This window comes from Ilumatobacter sp. (assembly GCF_049588435.1).
GTDB lineage: Bacteria > Actinomycetota > Acidimicrobiia > Acidimicrobiales > Ilumatobacteraceae > Ilumatobacter_A.
Genome location: NZ_JBAVYV010000067.1, coordinates 1 through 2,282 on the forward strand (window position 1 = coordinate 1; position 2,282 = coordinate 2,282).

At 68.4% G+C, this 2,282-nt stretch carries 2 protein-coding genes; one reads left to right on the forward strand and one right to left on the reverse strand.

The annotated features are described in order from the left end of the window. Positions 1-1,805 (reverse strand): HelD family protein (locus WBV89_RS02310; protein ID WP_423979726.1); only part of this gene is annotated, 1,805 nt, incomplete at its 3' end. 116 nt (positions 1,806-1,921) lie between these two features. Between WBV89_RS02310 and WBV89_RS02315 the strand changes: the two genes are divergently transcribed. Next, the coding region (locus WBV89_RS02315; RefSeq protein WP_423979727.1) for a uroporphyrinogen decarboxylase family protein at positions 1,922-2,282 on the forward strand (361 nt) is incomplete at its 3' end.

A 2,282-nucleotide genomic window follows, 5' to 3' on the forward strand; every position in this document is an offset into this window, starting at 1 on the left:
AGGTCGGCCTGTGTGGGTGCCCGAACGATCGACGGCCCGACGTCGCCGAGGCGCACCGATTCGGGGGCGCGCAGTCCGGGTGTCGCAGCTTCGGCGACACGATTCGCCAGCGCCATGATCTGTCCCGGGATGCGATAGCCGACCGAGAGCCCGATGACGCGGGGCGGGCGACGATCGGGCAGATGGGCGAGGACGTCGTCCCACGAGTTCGGGGCGAGCGGACCGGTCGCCTGTGCGATGTCTCCGACGATCGTCATCGAACCGCTGAGCGATCGACGAGTGGCCATCTTGAGCTGCATCGGGGTGAGGTCCTGGACCTCGTCGATGACGATGTGGCCGAAGGTGCGGATCTCGTCGGCTTCGTCGAGCTTGCCGCCCTTGCCGGGCTTCGGGCCGAGCACGTCGAGCGCATCGTCGAGCAACGCCACGTCGGAGGACGTCCAGCGCACGTCGCCCACCGTGTCCGAGCGCGACCGGAACAGCGCGAGCGCCTCGACCTCGCTCATCACGCCGCGGGCGGCGAGCTTGAGCAGTGCCTTCGACCCGAACAGGTCGTGGAGCAGCTCCGCGGGCGTGAGGACCGGCCACATCGAATCGAGGATGCTCCGACCTTCGTCGGTCCCGCGGAATGCGTCCTTGATCTGACGGGGGCCGATCTCGGGATCGCGAACCGACGCCGCAAGCGCCGACCAGACCTCGTTCTCGACATAGCGACGACCCGCGTTGTGCCGCTTGAAGCGACGCTTGGCCTGCCTGACGATCCGCTGCGACTCCTCCGCGCGGAACCGCACGTACCCGGCGCCGAACGGGAGGACGACGTCCTCGCGCAACGGACGCTCACGGTCGGAGATCGCGTTGTCGATGAGGTCCGACATCCGGTCCTCGCCCTTCAACCGAGCGGCCGACGGCGAATCGTCACCGTCGTCGCCCGGGCGCAGGAAGTCGACGCCGCGCACGAGGTCGGCGAGCACGACCTGGTCGACCCCGGCCTCGCCCAGCGACGGCAGCACCCGCTCGATGTAGCGCAGGAACACACGGTTCGGTCCGATGACCAGCACGCCCTGGTCCTCGAGCGGGAATCGGTGGGTGTACAGCAGGTACGCCGCGCGGTGCAGGGCGACCACGGTCTTGCCCGTCCCGGGACCACCCTGGACGACGAGCACGCCCTGTTGAGGTGACCGGATGATCTCGTCCTGCTCACCCTGGATCGTGGCGACGATGTCGCCGAGGGTGCCGGTTCGGCCACGCTCGATCGAGGCGAGCAGCGTCGAATACCCGCGCAATCCGGTGTCGCTCGCGACAACGCCGGTCGGCTCGCCGCCGAGTCCGTCGTCGTGTCCCAGCCCGAGGTGGCCGTCACCGAACAGTTCGTCCTCGATGCCGAGCAGATTGCCCCCCTCGACGACGAAGTGGCGACGACGAGCGAGCCCCATCGGCTCACGTCCGGTCGCGCGATAGAACGGCTCGGCGACCGGCGCCCGCCAGTCGACGACGACCGGTTCGCGATCCTCGTCGGCGACGGCGAGACGACCGATGTGGAACGGTTCGGTGTGGTCGGGTGACTCGGCGAGCCGGTCGATGCGCCCGAAAACGAGTGATGCATCACCCAGATCGAGGTCCTCGAGGCGTTTCACGACCGCCTCGTCGAATGCGTTGCGTTCGAAGCGCGCCTGGAAGGTTCCGCCGAGGTCGACCTCGGTCATGTTGCGAATCCGCAGTGCAGCGTCGCGACTGGATGCGAGGCACGCATAGGCGTGGTCGATGTAGGCCTGTTCGTCGGCGATGTCCGGATGCTGTTGCGTCATAAAGGGGCGCGGAAATGCTATCGGCGCTCCGCCCCAAGGCGTTCTCGTGAACATGTCCGGCGCTCCGTGCGCGAACAGTTCACGAGATCGCCCGACCGGGATAGCGTCGATCGACGATGAGCGACCACGATGTCCCGTTCCTCGACGCCGCCCACGGACGTCGGGGTTCTCACACGCCGATCTGGTTCATGCGCCAGGCGGGCCGGTCGCTCCCCGAGTACAAGTCGGTCCGCGGCGAGGGTTCGATCCTGCACGCGATCAAGCAGCCCGACGTGGCCGCCGAGATCACGCTGCAGCCCGTGCGCCGCTACGGCGTCGATGCGGCCGTGCTGTACAGCGACATCGTGGTGCCGCCGCACGCCGTCGGCTTCGGGATCGACGTCGCCCCGGGCACCGGGCCGGTCGCCGAGCAACCGCTGCGCAGCCGGGCCGACCTCGAACGTCTCCGTCCACTCGACGTCGAGGACATCGACTACG